The sequence below is a fragment of the Gulosibacter macacae genome (assembly GCF_003865375.1).
Classification (GTDB): domain Bacteria; phylum Actinomycetota; class Actinomycetes; order Actinomycetales; family Microbacteriaceae; genus Gulosibacter; species Gulosibacter macacae.
The window spans coordinates 1-15,006 of record NZ_RQVS01000004.1; the positions used below are offsets into that span (position 1 = coordinate 1).

A 15,006-nucleotide genomic window follows, 5' to 3' on the forward strand; every position below is an offset into this window, starting at 1 on the left:
TTCATGCTGGAATCAGCGTGTCCAAGATCAGGGGTCAAGCGTCGTCCTCGGTTCGCGCCGGGTACATCTCGCCATCTGGCGCGGGATAGCGGGCCTGCCAGCGACCCGACGGGAGCTTGCGCAAGCTGCCCCATGCCTCGCGTTTCGTCCCGCTCATGGTGCCCTCCCGTGTACTCGGATGGACGCGGTTGGACCCTCGTGCCACTCCGTGCCACTAGATCCGCGTGAACACCGAAACCCGCGTGTTTCCGCGGATCGTGGGGCATCACCCGAGCTTCCTATGGCACGAAGTGGCACGGCCTCGGCGGTGTGCCAACCCCAAATTTCGGGTGGCTGGCCTCCTCGCTTCCATGGGGAAGGTGTGCGCGTGCCATCCACGTGCCACTCCGAACGGACATTCCTGGTCATCTCTGTTCTCCTCTGTCGTCGAACAGAGGGCACAAAAACGGCCCGAACCCGCGAGATTTCGCGGATCCGGGCCGTTGACCAGGCTTTTCAGCCGAGGCTTCTCAGAAAACTTCTAGAAGTCCCAGTCATCATCCGTCGTTACCTCGGCCTTGCCGATCACGTACGACGAGCCCGAGCCCGAGAAGAAGTCGTGGTTCTCATCCGCGTTCGGCGAGAGGGCCGACAGGATCGCCGGGTTCACGTCGGTCACCGACTGCGGGAACATCGCCTCATAGCCGAGGTTCATGAGCGCCTTGTTCGCGTTGTAGTGCAGGAACTTCTTCACGTCTTCCGACAGGCCAACGCCGTCGTAAAGGTCGTGCGTGTACTGCACCTCGTTCTCGTAGAGCTCGAACAGCAGCTCAAACACGTAGTCCTTGAGCTCCTGCTGGCGCTCCTCCGACTCCTTCGCAAGGCCCTGCTGGTACTTGTAGCCGATGTAGTAGCCGTGCACGGCCTCGTCGCGAATGATGAGGCGGATGAGGTCAGCCGTGTTCGTGAGCTTCGCCCGCGTCGACCAGTAGAGCGGCAGGTAGAAGCCCGAGTAGAACAGGAACGACTCGAGAAGCGTCGACGCGACGCGCTTTTTCAGCGGGTCATCGCCGTGGTAGTACGACATGATGATCTTCGCCTTGCGCTGCAGCTGCGGGTTCTCAGCACCCCAGCGGAACGCGTCATCAATCTGCGGCGTGTTCGCCAGCGTCGAGAAGATCGACGAGTAGCTCTTCGCGTGCACCGACTCCATGAATGCAATGTTCGTGTAGACCGCCTCTTCGTGCGGCGTATACGCATCCGGAATGAGCGAGACCGCACCGACCGTGCCCTGCAGCGTGTCAAGCAGCGTCAAGCCGGTGAACACGCGCATCGTCAGTGTCTGCTCTTCTTCGGTTAGCGTCGCCCACGACTGCACGTCGTTCGACAGCGGCACCTTCTCGGGCAGCCAGAAGTTGTTCGTCAGACGGTTCCAGACCTCAAGGTCCTTCTCGTCTTCGATGCGGTTCCAGTTGATCGCCTCGACCTGGTCGAGCAGGTGATCACCCATGTGAATGTTCCTCCGATGACAAGAAATCGGCGCGTTATCGCCGCTAAAAATATGGATCGCTTGCCGACCCGTCCGCCGAGTCTAGCCCTGCGTTCTAACCCGCGCGTCTTCAGCCTCAGCTCGCTGAGGTTTGGCACAAATTACAGCTCAGGAAGCGGTGCGTGGTGGTCATATTCAGCTTCGCCCGCGCGCCAATAGCCGTTAAACGCGCCGAACACGCCCTCGCGTGCGATGGCGTTTGCGACCGCACGGATGCTCGCGACACCGCTCGCTTCGCCGGCCGCCCAAATCAGGATGCGCTGAGTCGGCTTGATGCTCGCAAGGCTCGCCTCCAGTGCGGTTGCGACGCCGGGCCAGCCGCCTGCGACCCCGTCGGTACCGAGTTCATGGGTGATGATGCGGATGCGCTCGGGCACGCTGATGGCGTCGATATCCGCTGCGGTATCGACCACGAGGTGGAGTTCGCCGGTCACCGTGTCGGGAAGCTCGTCGAAGCGACGTTCAGCCGACGGAAGCGCGGTGAGGTCGGCGACAAAACGCACCTCGTCGACCGCCTCGACGATGCGACGCGAACCGCGCGGACCCACAAACGCGAGTTCGTCACCGACGGCCGCGCGCTCGAGCCACGGGCCGATGACGCCACCCTGGTGACGCACAAAGTCGATGCGCAGGCGGCCGGCCGCCGCATCCACAATGCGTGGGGTCATGTCTCGCAACGCGAGGTCGGCGCGATTCGCGAGCCGCTCCCCCGCCTCGTCGAACGCGGGCACGACGAGGTGACCTGATGCATCCGGCACCTGCAGTTTGATGTGGTCACCCGCGCCCGGCGACTGGAGATCGCGCAGATCATCACCCGAGAACCAGCAGGTCACAAATGCCGAACCGTTCGATTCGATCGATTCCAGCCGCATCCGGCGGGTCTTGAACGGGAGGCGAACCGAATCGACGGCGGGGCTGGCAAGTTTCTGCATGACGACCTTTGTTTGAAAGTTAGGTATACCTAAGTTAGCAAACGGGCCTCGCTACACTGATCCGCATGTCCCGCCGCAACCGCGACCGCAACAACAAACCCGGCGATGGCAGTGCACTACCGAACATGAAGCGGCATCAGTTCATCTACCGGTCGATCTTTGAACTCAGCCCCGACCCGGCCGTAGATCGTGCTGGCAAGTACGCAGTCGACGTCGACTACTTCGACTTTTCGGAGCGCCTGAAGCTCTACCACGACGGCAAGCAGATCGCCGTCGGCACCTCACCCGCCGAGTTTCGCGTACCGGGCGGCAAGATCGAGGCGGAAATGGGGATTTACGGCATGTCGCGGGTGCACTTCGTCACACCCGACGGGCAGGAGCAGGCGTTGCGGCCGATGCCGGGCACTGCAGAAGCGTGGCGGGCATGGTTCGCGCGACAGCATCCAGAGGCAAGCCGGGTCATCGGCATTACGGCCATCGTGATTCTGCTCGCAAGCCTGGGGCTACTCGCGCTGACATTGGTCGAGGCAATTTCGAAATTCGATTGGGTCGCGGCGAATATCGGCACCTTCACCTCGCCGATTGTGCTGCCGGAATGGTTCGCGATTTCGCTCAGCGTAGCCGCGGTCGCCGCGGCGATCGAACGCGCGCTCACGCTGCGCAATCACTGGCTCATTGATGCCGACACTTGGTGGCTTGAGAGCTAAGGCTCCGGGACTACGAGTCGAAGCCGAGGCCGAGCGCATCCATGAGCCGCAGCCACGGGTTGCGGCGGCCGGTGCGATCGGCCGCGGCCATTGACCAGCGCGTGAGGTTCACGCCGAGGGCGCGCACAGGCTCGGGCGGGAACGGCACCGGGCGGCGCTTGATCATCTTGATCTCGGTGCGCTCGGTGCGCTCTCCCGCGAGAAAATCGAGCATGACATCGGCACCGAACCGCGTCGCCGCCACCCCGAGCCCGGTGTAACCAAGCGCGTAGGCAATGCGGCCGCGTGCTACGACGCCGGCAGTGAGGCAGAACTGCGTCGACGAGTCGATCATGCCGCCCCACTGATGCGTGAACCGCACGTCGGCGAGCTGCGGGTAGGTCTCGCGGAAGTTCCGTTCGAGCGTTGCGAAGGTCTCTTCGCGCTGGGTCAGCGCCTCGCTGCGCTTCGAGCCGTAGTGGTAGACCGCGTCATAGCCGCCCCAGAGGATGCGGCCATCATCGGACTTGCGGAAATAGTGGAATTGGTTGCCGGCATCGGCGAGGCCCTCGTCGCCGGTCCAGCCGATCGCGGCGAACTGCTCGTCGGTGAGCGGTTCGGTCATGAGCGCGTAGTCGTAGACCGGCACGGTCACAAGCGAGAGCCGCTTGAGGAGTGACGGATAGGCGTTCGTGCCGAGGGCAACGCGATCGGCACGCAGCACGGCGCCGTCGCGGGTGCGGATGGTGACGGGGCCTGCACCTGCGTGGTCGAGATCGCTCACGACAGTGCCTTCGTAGACCTCAACCCCGACGGCGAGGCAGGCATCGAGGAGGCCGAGCGCGAGCTTGTAGGGGTCGACGGTGGCCTGCTCGGGCTGCTTGAGCGCCGCGACGAATGCCGGGGATGCAGTCACCTCGCCGATGCGCTCGGGGCCGAAATAGTCCGCATCCTCGCCGTGAGCGCGGCATTCCGCCTCGCTCTCACGCAGGTACTCGGTTTCCCACGCATTGCGGGCAAAGGCGATCGCGCCGCCCTCGCACCAATCGCAGTCGATGCCGTGGCGCTCGATGTCGGCACGCATCCCGGCGAAGTTCTCGCGGCCGAGGCGAATGAGGGTGTCGATCTCATCGGGCCAGCGGGCGAGGCCGTTCGAGAGCCCGTGGGTGAGGCTTGGGTCGACGAAGCCGCCATTGCGGCCGCTCGCCGCGTGACCGATGCGCTTGCCCTCGAGGAGCACAACGCGCGATTCGGGGTTGCGCTCCTTCGCGTGGAGGGCGGTCCAGAGGCCCGTGTAACCGCCGCCGATGACCGCCAGGTCGGCGCCGCGCTCGCCGGTGAGTGGCGGCTGCGCGGGGCGCGCCGGGGCACGGTCGATCCAGAATGAGCGGGGGATGCGGGTGTCGTGGTCCATTGAGCCAGTGTGCCCTGCGCGGATGTGCCAAATCCGGGCATATGTTGCCTCCATCGGCATCATCGACCGCGAATCGGCACTTCCGCGCAGATCGCCCTACTGGAAAACGAGGTGGCCCCCAAAGTCTGCACTTCAGGGGCCACTTCAGGTGGCGCTTACAGCATGCAGCTCACGCACTGGTCGAGCTGCGTGCCCTCGAGCGCCATCTGGCGCAGGCGGATGTAGTAGATCGTCTTGATGCCCTTGGTCCACGCGTAGATCTGCGCGCGGTTGATGTCGCGCGTGGTCGCGGTGTCCTTGAAGAAGAGCGTCAGCGACAGACCCTGGTCGACGTGCTGGGTTGCCGCCGCATAGGTGTCGATGATCTTCTCGTAACCGATTTCGTACGCATCCTGGAAGTACTCGATGTTGTCGTTCGTGAGGAACGGCGCCGGGTAGTAGACGCGGCCGAGCTTGCCTTCCTTGCGGATCTCCACCTTCGAGGCGATCGGGTGGATCGACGAGGTCGAGTGGTTGATGTACGAGATCGAACCGGTCGGCGGCACCGCCTGCAGGTTGCGGTTGTACATGCCGTACTGCTGCACATCGGCCTTGAGCTGACGCCAGTCGTCCTGGGTGGGAATCATCTGGTTTGCAAACAGCTCGCGCACGCGCTCGGTCTGCGGCACCCACTCCTGCTCGGTGTACTTGTCGAAGAACTCACCGGATGCATAGGTCGAGTTCTCGAAGCCGCCGAAGCGCTCGCCCCGCTCGCGCGCGATCATCATGGATGCGCGAATCGCGTGGTAGACGACCGTGTAGAAGTAGATGTTCGTGAAGTCGAGGCCCTCTTCGGAGCCGTAGAACACCCGCTCGCGACCGAGGTAGCCGTGCAGGTTCATCTGGCCGAGGCCGATGGCGTGCGACTGACTGTTGCCCTTGCGGATCGACGGCACCGAGTCGATGCTCGACATGTCACTCACTGCGGTGAGGCCGCGGATTGCGGTCTCGACGGTGCGACCGAGGTCGTCCGAGTCCATGGCGAGCGCAATGTTCATCGAGCCGAGGTTGCACGAGATGTCGTCGCCAACCTCGTCGTAGCTGAGGTCAGCGTGGTACGTCGACGGCGAGTTCACCTGGAGGATCTCGCTGCAGAGGTTCGACATGTTGATGCGGCCCTCGATCGGGTTCGCCTTGTTCACCGTGTCTTCGAACACGATGTAGGGGTAGCCCGACTCGAACTGAATCTCGGCGAGAGTCTGGAAGAACTGGCGAGCGTCGATGCGCGTCTTCTTGATGCGCGGGTCGTCGACCATCTCGTCGTAGTGCTCGGTGATCGAGATGTCACCGAACGGCTTGCCGTACACCTTCTCGACGTCGTACGGCGAGAAGAGGTACATCGGCTCGTTCTTCTTCGCGAGGTTGAAGGTCACATCGGGAATGACCACACCGAGCGAGAGGGTTTTGATGCGGATCTTCTCGTCAGCGTTCTCACGCTTCGTGTCGAGGAAGCGCATGATGTCGGGGTGGTGGGCCGAGAGGTAGACGGCGCCAGCACCCTGACGCGCACCGAGCTGGTTCGCGTACGAGAAGCTGTCTTCGAGCAGCTTCATGATCGGGATGATGCCCGATGACTGGTTCTCGATCTGCTTGATCGGGGCACCCGACTCGCGCACGTTAGAGAGGTTGAACGCCACGCCGCCGCCGCGCTTCGACAGCTGCAGGGCCGAGTTGATCGAACGACCAATCGACTCCATATTGTCTTCGATGCGCAGCAGGAAGCAGCTCACGAACTCACCACGCTGGCGCTTGCCGACGTTGAGGAAGGTGGGCGTTGCCGGCTGGAAGCGGCCGGTGATCATCTCGTCGACGAGCGCGGTGGCAAGCTGCTCGTCACCCTGGGCGAGGCCGAGCGCCACCATGAGCACGCGGTCCTCGAAGCGCTCGAGGTAGCGCTGGCCGTCGAACGTCTTCAGCGCATACGAGGTGTAGAACTTGAACGCACCGAGGAAGGTCTGGAAGCGGAACTTGTACGAGTAGGCGCGGTCGCGCAGCTGGCCGATGAACTCCATCGAGTACTGCTCGAAGGTCTCGGGCTCGTAGTACTCGTTGTCAACGAGGTAGCTGATGCGCTCCTCAAGGTCGTGAAAGAAGACCGTGTTCTGGTTGACGTGCTGCAGGAAGTACTCGCGCGCTGCTTCACGGTCCTTATCGAACTGGATGCGGCCCTGGTCGTCGTAGAGGTTGAGCATCGCGTTGAGGGCGTGGTAGTCCATGCCCGAGCTCTGCCCCTTCTTGTGCACCTCGACGTGCGGAATTACGTCGTCGCGAGTGTCGGTTGCTGTAGCCAAAACTGATCCAATCCTTCATTGACAGTGTCGACATCCCTAGGAGTGCCGAAAAGTTCAAAGCGATAAAGCACGGGGACGTGGCATTTCGCTGCGACGATGTCTCCGGCTAGCCCGTAGGCCGCACCGAAGTTCGTGTTTCCGCCGACGATGACGCCGCGGATGAGTTCTCGATTCTGGAGCACATTGAGAAACTTGATGACCTGTTTGGGGACGGCGCCTTTGCCGTTGCCGCCCCCATAGGTGGGGAGAAAGAGCACATACGGCTCATCGGCCAGGATCGTGTCTTCTTTGAGATAGAGGGGGATGCGACGCGCGTCGCGACCGAGCTTCTCAATAAAGCGGTGGGTATTGCCCGACGCGCTTGAGAAATAGATGAGCTGGGTCACATCCTCGCCCCCTAGGCGCTGCGAAGGGCTGCGAGCTCGCTGATCTTGTCGGGGCGGAAGCCCGACCACGAGTCGGAGTCGGTGACGACGACCGGGGCCTGCAGGTAGCCGAGCTCCTTGACTGCCTCGAGCGCCTTCTCGTCGGCCGAAACATCGAAGATCTCGTACTCAATGCCCTGCTTGTCGAGGGCGCGGTAGGTCGCGGTGCACTGAACGCAGGAGGGCTTGCTGTACACGGAGATGGTCATGTCAACGCCTTGTCTCGTAGGGGTGGATAGGTACTGAAGTGAGGGAAACACGTGTGATGTGGTCGTGGTGTGGCTTCGACCGAAGCACCACTACATGTTGTGCTGGACGAGGCTAACACCACTAGATGGTGTATTACAAGCGTGTAGTTCTCCACATGTTTTTCCACACAAATCGGCGTGTCTGCACGGGTTTTGTACCCCTATGCACATTCGCTCCACAGTCGAGTCCACAACTCCTGTGGACAACTGCACTTCACCACGAGCCTCCGACATCGCCGCGCGGCCGGAGGTGGTTTGCGCGTGCTCGAAACTGAAAACAGACTGACACCGTTACCGTTTCGTAACATAAAAACTTGGACGATCCATCCTAGAAATCCATGCGCGTACATGCATAACGTTGACTTCGATGAATGAACATGCACCTGCGTCGCCGTTCACCACGCCGACCGACACTCAGCCCATCCTGTTGAGCGCAATCGCCGAGCTCGTGAATGCCAAGCACGCCGGCGACGATGTCGCGGTCACGGGCGTCGTCAGCGCGACCACTGCGGTCACCCCGGGCACGCTCTTTGTCGGCGTTCCCGGCGCGCGCTTTCACGGCGCATCCTTTGCTGACAAAGCTCGCGACGCTGGCGCCGTTGCCCTCCTCACCGGCGAACTCGGTGCTGACATCGCCGCCGAAGCTGGCCTGCCCACGCTCGTCGTCGGCGATCCGAGAGAGGTGATCGCCGATGTCGCGAAGACCGTCTACGGCACCGAGCCCGACTCCCCCGCGCTCATCGGCGTGACCGGCACCGACGGCAAGACCACAACGACCTATCTCCTGCACGCACTGCTCGATGCCCTCGACATCCCCGCCGCGCTCAGCGGCACCGTCGAGCGTCGCATCGGTGACCGTTCCATCGCCACGAGGCTCAGCGGCCGCCTCACCACACCGCAGGTCGACTATTTGCACCAACTCGTCGCGGCCATGCGCGAACAGGGCACCGAAGTTGCCGCGATCGAGGTCTCAGCGCAGGGCATCGAACGCGGCCGCATCGAGGGTCTGTGCTTCGCCATCGCGATCTTCACAAACCTCACTCAGGACCACCTCGACGACTACGGCTCGATGGAAAACAACTTCGCCGCGAAACGGCCGCTCTTCACGCCCGAGCACGCCCGCCGCGGGGTCATCGCAGTCAACGACGAGTGGGGGCAGCGCCTTGCCGCCGAGGCTGAGATCCCAGTGGCAACCGTCTCGCACGACCCCGAGATCGACGCCGATTGGCAGGTCACGACCCGCGAACTTGCCCTCGACCGCACCGAGGTGAAGTTACGCCACCGCGATGGCCGCACGCTCACCACCTCGGTGAGCCAACCCGGCTGGTTCATTGCCTTTGACCTTGCCCTCGCGATCGTCGCACTCCACGAACACGGCGTTGAGCTCGAACGGCTCGATGCCGCGCTCCAGGCCACCGATGGCCTGCAAATTGAACTCCCCGGCCGTCTCGATGTGGTGAATCCCAGCGGCCCTGGCCCGCGCATCCTCGTTGACTATGGCCACACGCCGGCGTCATTCCGCACCGTACTCACGACGCTGCGCCGCTTCACCGCAGGCAGGCTCTTCATGGTGTTTGGCGCCGATGGCGACCGCGATCCGTCGAAGCGCCCTGACATGGCCCGCTCGGCGGCAATCGCCGACACCATCATCGTCACCGACTACAACCCGCGCTTCGAAGACCCCGACGCGATTCGACGCACGCTCGTCGAAACCCTGCACGCCGAGTTCCCCGACCGCGAAGTCTACGAAATCGCTGACTCCGCTACCGGCATCGCGAAGGCCGTCTCGCTCGCGAACGAAGGCGACCTCATTTTCGTGGGCGGGCACGGCCACCGCCGCGATGTCGAGGTGCGTGGGCGGCTCATCCCCTACTCGGTGAAAGATGCCGCCCGGGCCGCGCTCGCGATGCACGGATGGGATCCAACAAGCGAGTAGACGGGCGTAGGCTGAGCCGGTGCGCCAGTTTGTTGAGACCCTCCGCGAGCGCTTTGTCGCCCGCCTGCTGTTTTCGCAGGTGCTCGCGCGCTTCCCCGCGGGGATGCTCTCAATTGCGCTCCTCATCCACGTCGAGCAGACCTTCGGCGAGTACACCGCCGCCGGGTTCACCCTCGCCGCCTTCGGCATTGGCCAGGGCATCGCGGGGCCGCTCGGCGGGCGCCTGCTCAGCCGCTTCGGGATGCGCAATGTGCTCACGCCGACCATGCTCGTCTGCGCGGCGACCCTCACGGCCATCGCACTCACCTCGCCGTCGCTCCCCTGGCTCCTCGCCCTAGCCTTCCTCGGTGGGCTCACCGTGCCGCCGATTCCGCCGGCCGTGCGCACCGTCTACCCGAAGCTCGTGGCCGGCCGCCGCCTCCAGGCGTTGTTTTCAATGGATGCGACGCTGCAAGAGATCATCTGGATCATCGGCCCGCTCGCGACCACCACGATCGCGGCACTCTGGAGCCCGCGCGGCAGCATCCTTGCCTCGGCGGCGCTCCTCATCATTGGCGGCGTCTGGTTCATTACCTCCCCGCCGATCGGCACCGTTCGCATCCCGCGTTCGCCGCGCCGCATGGGTATGGTGCTGCGCGAACCAGTCGTGCTCATCATGGTGGTGTCGAGCTTCCTCGCGATCGGTTCCTGGGGCGCGCTCGATGCGGCAGCCGTGGCCCGGTTCGGCCACGAAAGCCCCCTGGTGGGTGTGGTGCTCGGGCTCGGAGCGGTTGGTTCGGTCGTCGGAGGTGTGATTTCTGGCTCGTTGCCGATGCGCCGCACCTCGCTCGCAACGCGCATCGCCGTCGCTGTAATAGGCACGGTGCTCGCGCTCGTGCTGATTGATGATGCCGCGCTCCTCTGGATCGGCTACTTCATCGCCGGTGCCGCCTGCGCCCCGTTCTTTGCGCTCACGAACGCCGCGGTGGCGGCCACGGTGCGCTTCAGCGACACCGCCGAGGCCTATGGCTGGCTCGGCACCGCCATGCTCATCGGCGCGGCGGCCTCGAGTGCCATCGCTGGCGTGGCCATCGACGCCGATGGCGCCCGAGGCGGGATGCTCGTTGCCGTCGCCTTCGTCGTCGCCGCACTCCTCGTCGCCGTCTCGGTGATTCGCTGGTTGCCCGATCTTCGCGATCACGATCTCCAGCCGCGCCCCGAGACCATGCCGATCGTCATTCCTGACTAGCGCGCACGCAGCCCGGTGCTTTGCGCTGAGTGACCGTCACCCGGCGGGATGAGGAAACTTCGTCGATTCGCGGATGCAGGCCCGACGCATCCGGGCGACGATGAGATATGCGAATCACACGTTCCCGCCTCATTGCCGCGATTACCCTCGCGCTTGCGAGCATTGGCCTGCTCGCAGGATGCGCGGCGGGTGGCGGCTCGTCGTCTCCTGCCGAGGATGCTCGCGTTGATATGGAGCAGGCTGTCCCCGATGCGGGTGGCGCGGCTGCTCCCGACTCGGAGTATCAGGCTGAACCGAACGCCACGGTCGGGCCTGAAAGCCCCGACGCCGACCGGGCAATCATCGTCACCTCTGATGTCTCACTGCGCTCCAGTGATGTGCCCGCGGCCGTGGGCGCCCTCGAATCGCTCGTCGTCGCCCACCACGGCCGCATCGAGCAGCGCGAGGAGCGCACCGAGGGCGGTTCGCCTTACGCGAGCATGTCGATCCGCGTGCCCGCTGACCAACACGACGCGTTCATCAACGAATTGCGCGGCATCGGCGACGAGGTGCTCAATGTGTCGACGACCGCGAGCGATGTCACCCTCGTCAAGGTCGACCTCGAGGCGCGCATCAAGAGCCTCGAAAGCTCGATCACCTCGCTCCAGGGCATGCTCGCGGCCGCAACGAACGTCAAGGACATGCTCGAGATCGAGCGCGAACTCGGCGATCGGGATGCGGAACTCCAGGGTCTCAAGGCGCAATACGACGTGCTCATTGACCAGGTCGCGATGAGCACCATCAATGTGTCGATCACCACCCCGTATGAGCGCGGCGAAGTCAGCGAAGGCCCGCCCGGATTCCTCGCCGGACTTGGCATGGGCCTCGAGCACCTCGTGAATTTCTTCGGTGGCGTGATCACGATCTTCGGCTACCTGCTGCCGGGCATCGTCATCATCGGGCTGATTGCGCTGGCGATCTGGTTCTGGGCGATTCGACCGCGGTTGCGGACGCGTCGGGCGGCGGCTGCGGCTGCTGGTGGTGCTGAGCCCGCGGCCGCACCGGATGCTGCCAACGAAGCTGCTGCCAACGAAGCTGCGGATGGCGACCCGGCGCCGAGTAATCCATCATTCCTCGAGGTGGAACCGCATCTGGCTGGTGCTTCGGCGATGCCGCCGCTTCCCGAAGCAGGAGCCGCGAGCGAACCCCCGAAATCGGAGTAACGGCACCTTTGCTGTGAACCGTGAGGCTTCGCCAAGGGTTTGCGCAATAGGCTCGGACGCAAGCTTCCGCGTCCAGCGGCCCGGGAGCATGCCCAATCCGATTCATCAGGAAGTACCTCATGTCTGAACTCAATGACCCCACTGGCGACCAGCGGCCGGTTACCGGCGAAGACAAGGTTGCCGAGCCGTCAGAGTTCGAAACAACGCAGTTCGAAACAACGCAGTTCGACACCTCTGCTGAGGCGGATGCCGTGCCCCAGGGCGACGACGAGACGCTCATTGATGCGACTCCCGAGGTTGCGCCCGAGCAGTCTGCCGAGGCGGTGGCCGAAGAGCAGCTGCTGCGGCTATTCCAGTCGACGGTGTTCGGCGAGAACAACGAAAAGATCGGTCGAGTCGGGCAGGTTTACCTCGACGACCAGACGCAGGATCCGAACTGGGTCACCGTGAAGACGGGCCTATTCGGTACGAAGGAGTTCTTCGTACCGCTCGATGAGGCGCGCTACGAGGCGAAGCAGATTCACGTGCCCTATGCCAAGGATGTCGTGACCTCCTCACCGCGCACTGAGATCGACCAGAATCTCTCCCCCGCCGAAGAAGACGACCTTTACAACCACTACCGCGTGCCCGGTCGCATGACGGTGGCCGAGGATGCACCGGCTCCGCTCGGTATGCCGGTAACTGAGGCGGCGCCAGTCGATGAGGTACCGGCTGACGAAGTACCAGCGGGCGATGTTTTGCCTGAAGAGGTACTCGCCGACGAACCCATTGCCGACGAGCCGATTGTGGTTGATGAGGTGGCAGTCGAACCCGCTGATGAGGATCGGGCGCCGGGCTTTTTCGAAGGCTTCAGCGACACTGAGGCGCCCGCCTACGGCGAGTTCGATGCGCCGAGTGAGCCGGTAGCCGCCGACGCCGCTGCTGCTACTGACGACACTGCGGCCTTCGCACCGCCCGTTGAGCAGCCGGTCGAACAACAAGTCGAGCAGCCGGTCGAGCAACCCCAGGAGTCCGATGACGATCTCGGCCTCGACTACGACATCACCGACGAGCGCTTCAACGACCCCGAACGACGCAACTAGTCACAATTCGCTCACAGCGATTCGACTGCGGAATACCCCGCACCGTATTAGCGTTTTGACTCGTATCTGCGTACTTGCGCTCAAACTTCCGAGAGGACTATTCCCATGGCTACCGTTGATCTCACCGAGGCAACTTTCATCGAGACCGTCACGGGCGAAGGCATCCACTTTGTCGACTTCTGGGCCTCGTGGTGCGGCCCCTGCCAGATGTTCGCCCCCGTCTACGAAGAGGCGAGCAAGAAGCACCCCGATGTGAACTTCACCAAGGTTGACACCGAGGCAAACCAGGCGCTGTCGGCGCAGATGGGTATTCAGTCGATTCCGACGCTCATGGCGTTCCGCGACGGTGTGCTCCTCTTCCAGCAGGCCGGTGCCCTTCCGGGCGCTGCCCTCGAGCAGGTCATCGACGCGGTCAAGCAGGTCGACATGGATGAGGTGCGCGAGAAGATCGCCGCCGAACAGTCGGGTGCCGCGAAGGCTGCTGACGAAGGCGACGAGGGAGACGCGCCCCGCACGGATGGCGCGGTGGTCTAGGTCCGCTACAGGAGGTCGGGCCGCTAGAGGAGGCCGCGCAAGAGCTTCTGTTGCGCCCGACTGTAGGGCGGGTAGGCGACCTTGAGGGTGTCGGGCCGCAGCGGCTTCGTCGCCACCGATTTTTCATGGCTGAACACCCGCACCGAAGCCTCCCCGTGATAGGCGCCCATACCGCTCTCACCGACGCCGCCGAATGGGAGCTCGGCAATGGAGGCCTGCGCGATGGCAAAGCCGTGCACGAGCGAACCTGAGCTCGTGCCCCGCTCAAACGCGCGCTCGACGCGCCGGTGGGCGGTGAAGGTGTAGAGCGCAAGCGGTTTCGGGCGGGCGTTGATGAACGCGATCGCTTCGCGGGCATCCGCCACCGGCACGATCGGCAGGATGGGGCCGAAGATTTCCTCGGCCATCACCGGTGACGCCGGGTTGACATCGCCGAGGACGGTCGGCGCAATGCGCAGCGCATCCGGGTCGGAGGTGCCGCCGGCGACGGTGCGGCCACCGCCGAGGAACGCGGTGAGGCGGTCGAAGTGCCTGCGGTTCACGATGCGCGCGAAATCGGGTGAACGCATGGGATCAGGGCCGTACAGCTCAGTGATCGCGGCCGTGAGCGCCCGCTCGAGCCGTGGCACCGCATCCTTCGTCGCGAGCACATAGTCGGGAGCGATGCAGGTCTGGCCGGCATTCGTGAACTTTGCCCAGACGAGACGTCGCGCCACGGTATCGAGATCGCCGGAACCGTCGACGAAGGCGGGCGACTTGCCGCCGAGTTCGAGCGTGATTGGCGTGAGGTGCTCGGCGGCCGACCGCGCAATGATGCGGGCAACACGGCTGCCGCCGGTGTAGAAGATGTGGTCCCAGCGTTCGGCGAGAAGCGCCTGGGTTTCGTCGGCACCGCCCTCGACCACCGTGACCGCATCGGCATCGAGGTAGTTCGGCAAGAGCTTTGCGAGCAGAGCGCTCGTTGCCGGAGCGAGTTCGCTCGGTTTCACCACCGCGGCATTCCCAGCCGCGACGGCGCCGACGAGCGGCGCGAGCACGAGCTGCACCGGGTAGTTCCACGGCCCGATGATGAGCACCGTGCCGAGCGGCTCGAGCATCGTCCACGCGCGCGCCGGGGTGAGGGCGAGGCCCACGCCCACGGGCTTTGGCCGTAGCCAGCGGCGCAGCTGCCGCTGGGCGAGTTGCGCCTCGTGACGCACAATCGAAAGCTCAGTGAGGTAGGCCTCGGTCTCGGATTTGCCGAGGTCGGCCGCGAGCGCGACGGAGAGTTCGCGCCGCCGCTCGACGATGAGCGCCTCGATACCTCGCAATTGCGCGAGCCGCCAGCTGATGGGCTTCGTGCGGCCGCTCACGAACGACTGTCGCGTTTGGGCGACGAGAGTGGGGATGTGGTCGAGAGCGGTGGCGGGGCGCGGCTCAGTCATGCATCCAGTTTGGACCGCCCGCCCTGGTGCACGCTGA

14 protein-coding genes are annotated in these 15,006 nt (G+C 64.0%); 6 read left to right on the forward strand and 8 right to left on the reverse strand.

Annotated features, from left to right (window positions below; all coding sequences use genetic code 11):
• Positions 1 to 34: 34 nt before the first annotated feature.
• From EG850_RS13650 to EG850_RS03795, 3 genes are all read right to left on the reverse strand, one after another.
• On the reverse strand, positions 35 to 157 hold the full coding sequence (locus tag EG850_RS13650; RefSeq protein WP_268878152.1) for a hypothetical protein: 123 nt from the start codon (positions 155 to 157) through the stop codon (positions 35 to 37).
• A 363-nt stretch (positions 158 to 520) separates the two neighbouring features.
• Positions 521 to 1,489 (reverse strand): class 1b ribonucleoside-diphosphate reductase subunit beta, encoded by a 969-nt coding sequence (gene nrdF / locus EG850_RS03790; RefSeq protein ID WP_124970205.1) that lies wholly within the window; start codon positions 1,487 to 1,489, stop codon positions 521 to 523.
• Between the two features lie 140 nt (positions 1,490 to 1,629).
• Complete coding sequence (locus EG850_RS03795) at positions 1,630 to 2,460, reverse strand: siderophore-interacting protein (RefSeq protein WP_124970208.1); 831 nt, start codon at positions 2,458 to 2,460, stop codon at positions 1,630 to 1,632.
• Positions 2,461 to 2,525: 65 nt separating this feature from the next.
• Here EG850_RS03795 and EG850_RS03800 point away from each other — a divergent pair, with 65 nt between their 5' ends.
• A complete protein-coding gene (locus tag EG850_RS03800) occupies positions 2,526 to 3,167 on the forward strand; it encodes a hypothetical protein (RefSeq protein ID WP_124970211.1) in 642 nt (213 codons plus the stop codon).
• Between the two features lie 10 nt (positions 3,168 to 3,177).
• On the opposite strand, the gene EG850_RS03805 is transcribed toward EG850_RS03800, so the two are convergent.
• From EG850_RS03805 to nrdH, 4 genes are all read right to left on the reverse strand, one after another.
• Positions 3,178 to 4,560, reverse strand: a complete 1,383-nt coding sequence (locus tag EG850_RS03805) for an NAD(P)/FAD-dependent oxidoreductase (RefSeq protein ID WP_124970214.1) — start codon at positions 4,558 to 4,560, stop codon at positions 3,178 to 3,180.
• A 155-nt stretch (positions 4,561 to 4,715) separates the two neighbouring features.
• Entirely contained in the window at positions 4,716 to 6,815 is a 2,100-nt protein-coding gene (nrdE, locus tag EG850_RS03810) for a class 1b ribonucleoside-diphosphate reductase subunit alpha (protein ID WP_214609507.1), read from the reverse strand.
• A 41-nt stretch (positions 6,816 to 6,856) separates the two neighbouring features.
• Positions 6,857 to 7,276: a class Ib ribonucleoside-diphosphate reductase assembly flavoprotein NrdI gene (nrdI, locus tag EG850_RS03815; RefSeq protein WP_124970220.1), complete on the reverse strand. Its 420-nt coding sequence runs from the start codon at positions 7,274 to 7,276 to the stop codon at positions 6,857 to 6,859.
• Positions 7,277 to 7,287: 11 nt separating this feature from the next.
• Entirely contained in the window at positions 7,288 to 7,524 is a 237-nt protein-coding gene (gene nrdH / locus EG850_RS03820; protein ID WP_124970223.1) for a glutaredoxin-like protein NrdH, read from the reverse strand.
• Positions 7,525 to 7,930: 406 nt separating this feature from the next.
• Between nrdH and EG850_RS03825 the strand changes: the two genes are divergently transcribed.
• From EG850_RS03825 to trxA, 5 genes are all read left to right on the forward strand, one after another.
• The gene (locus EG850_RS03825) at positions 7,931 to 9,499 is read left to right on the forward strand and encodes a Mur ligase family protein (RefSeq protein WP_124970226.1); all 1,569 of its coding nucleotides are present in this window, start codon (positions 7,931 to 7,933) and stop codon (positions 9,497 to 9,499) included.
• 19 nt (positions 9,500 to 9,518) lie between these two features.
• The gene (locus EG850_RS03830) at positions 9,519 to 10,727 is read left to right on the forward strand and encodes an MFS transporter (protein WP_124970229.1); all 1,209 of its coding nucleotides are present in this window, start codon (positions 9,519 to 9,521) and stop codon (positions 10,725 to 10,727) included.
• 107 nt (positions 10,728 to 10,834) lie between these two features.
• On the forward strand, positions 10,835 to 11,929 hold the full coding sequence (locus EG850_RS03835) for a DUF4349 domain-containing protein (protein ID WP_124970232.1): 1,095 nt from the start codon (positions 10,835 to 10,837) through the stop codon (positions 11,927 to 11,929).
• 119 nt (positions 11,930 to 12,048) lie between these two features.
• Positions 12,049 to 13,011 carry a PRC-barrel domain-containing protein gene (locus tag EG850_RS03840; RefSeq protein ID WP_124970235.1) on the forward strand — a complete coding sequence of 321 codons (963 nt, stop codon included), beginning with the start codon at positions 12,049 to 12,051 and terminating at the stop codon, positions 13,009 to 13,011.
• Positions 13,012 to 13,116: 105 nt separating this feature from the next.
• Entirely contained in the window at positions 13,117 to 13,545 is a 429-nt protein-coding gene (gene trxA, locus EG850_RS03845) for a thioredoxin (RefSeq protein WP_124970238.1), read from the forward strand.
• Positions 13,546 to 13,568: 23 nt separating this feature from the next.
• On the opposite strand, the gene EG850_RS03850 is transcribed toward trxA, so the two are convergent.
• On the reverse strand, positions 13,569 to 14,969 hold the full coding sequence (locus tag EG850_RS03850; RefSeq protein WP_124970241.1) for an aldehyde dehydrogenase family protein: 1,401 nt from the start codon (positions 14,967 to 14,969) through the stop codon (positions 13,569 to 13,571).
• Positions 14,970 to 15,006 lie beyond the last annotated feature (37 nt).

Coding starts and splice junctions, on each gene's coding strand:
- EG850_RS03850 (WP_124970241.1), bottom strand. CDS start 14,969: ATGACTGAGCCGCGCCCCGCCACCGCTCTCGACCACATCCCCACTCTC.
- EG850_RS03800 (WP_124970211.1), top strand. CDS start 2,526: ATGTCCCGCCGCAACCGCGACCGCAACAACAAACCCGGCGATGGCAGT.
- EG850_RS03840 (WP_124970235.1), top strand. CDS start 12,049: ATGTCTGAACTCAATGACCCCACTGGCGACCAGCGGCCGGTTACCGGC.
- trxA (WP_124970238.1), top strand. CDS start 13,117: ATGGCTACCGTTGATCTCACCGAGGCAACTTTCATCGAGACCGTCACG.
- EG850_RS03795 (WP_124970208.1), bottom strand. CDS start 2,460: ATGCAGAAACTTGCCAGCCCCGCCGTCGATTCGGTTCGCCTCCCGTTC.
- EG850_RS13650 (WP_268878152.1), bottom strand. CDS start 157: ATGAGCGGGACGAAACGCGAGGCATGGGGCAGCTTGCGCAAGCTCCCG.
- nrdH (WP_124970223.1), bottom strand. CDS start 7,524: ATGACCATCTCCGTGTACAGCAAGCCCTCCTGCGTTCAGTGCACCGCG.
- nrdE (WP_214609507.1), bottom strand. CDS start 6,815: ATGGACTACCACGCCCTCAACGCGATGCTCAACCTCTACGACGACCAG.
- EG850_RS03825 (WP_124970226.1), top strand. CDS start 7,931: ATGAATGAACATGCACCTGCGTCGCCGTTCACCACGCCGACCGACACT.
- EG850_RS03805 (WP_124970214.1), bottom strand. CDS start 4,560: ATGGACCACGACACCCGCATCCCCCGCTCATTCTGGATCGACCGTGCC.
- nrdF (WP_124970205.1), bottom strand. CDS start 1,489: ATGGGTGATCACCTGCTCGACCAGGTCGAGGCGATCAACTGGAACCGC.
- EG850_RS03835 (WP_124970232.1), top strand. CDS start 10,835: ATGCGAATCACACGTTCCCGCCTCATTGCCGCGATTACCCTCGCGCTT.